The organism is Acinetobacter psychrotolerans (assembly GCF_048552595.1).
Lineage (GTDB): Bacteria > Pseudomonadota > Gammaproteobacteria > Pseudomonadales > Moraxellaceae > Acinetobacter.
On record NZ_JBIMDK010000043.1, the window covers coordinates 1 to 1200 of the forward strand.

At 52.2% G+C, this 1200-nt stretch carries 1 protein-coding gene; it reads left to right on the forward strand.

Annotation, left to right across the window (positions count from 1 at the left end; all coding sequences use genetic code 11):
- Positions 1 to 23 precede the first annotated feature (23 nt).
- Positions 24 to 1200, forward strand: a 1177-nt coding sequence (locus ACG94X_RS16770) for an Ig-like domain-containing protein (protein WP_419384796.1), incomplete at its 3' end; no start/stop codon positions are given.

Here is a 1200-nt window from a genome sequence, read left to right on the forward strand (position 1 = left end):
ACACCCCAGTTGCGTTGGATCCATTGGCAAATGATACCGATGCAGATGGCAATCCATTGACCATCACAGCGATCAATGGCGTGACCTTGACCCCGGGTACTGCACAACAAATTGGCACGCCGAATGGTGTGGTGAACATTGATGCACAGGGCAACATCACGTTTACCCCGAACACGGGCTTTAGCGGTCAAGAAACCTTTAGCTACACCATTAGTGATGGACAAGGCGGCACCTCGACTGCGAACCAGATTGTGAACATTGCACCAACCCCCAACACGCCACCTGTTGCACTGGATGACAGTTACAACACGGCATTCAACACCCCAGTTGCGTTGGATCCATTGGCAAATGATACCGATGCAGATGGCAATCCATTGACCATCACAGCGATCAATGGCGTGACCTTGACCCCGGGCACCGCACAACAAATCAACACCCCGAACGGTATCGTGAACATTGATGCCCAAGGCACCATTACCTTTACCCCGAACACGGGCTTTACCGGTCAAGAAACCTTTAGCTACACCATTAGTGATGGCCAAGGCGGCACCTCGACTGCGACTGGAACCATCAACGTTTCATCAGCACCAAACACATCACCTGTTGCAAGCGATGACACGTACAACACCGCATTCAACACGCCAGTGACCTTAAATCCATTGGCAAATGATACCGATGCAGATGGCAACCCATTGACCATCACGGCAATCAATGGCGTGACCTTGACCCCGGGCACCGCCCAACAAATCAACACCCCGAACGGTATCGTGAACATTGATGCCCAAGGCACCATTACCTTTACCCCGAACACGGGCTTTACCGGTCAAGAAACCTTCAACTACAGCATCAGCGATGGCCAAGGCGGCACCTCGACTGCGACTGGAACCATCAACGTTTCATCAGCACCAAACACATCACCTGTTGCAAGCGATGACACGTACAACACCGCATTCAACACGCCAGTGACCTTAAATCCATTGGCAAATGATACCGATGCAGATGGCAATCCATTGACCATCACGGCAATCAATGGCGTGACCTTGACCCCGGGCACCGCCCAACAAATCAACACCCCGAACGGTATCGTGAACATTGATGCCCAAGGCACCATTACCTTTACCCCGAACACGGGCTTTACCGGTCAAGAAACCTTTAGCTACACCATTAGTGATGGACAAGGCGGCACCTCGACTGCGACTG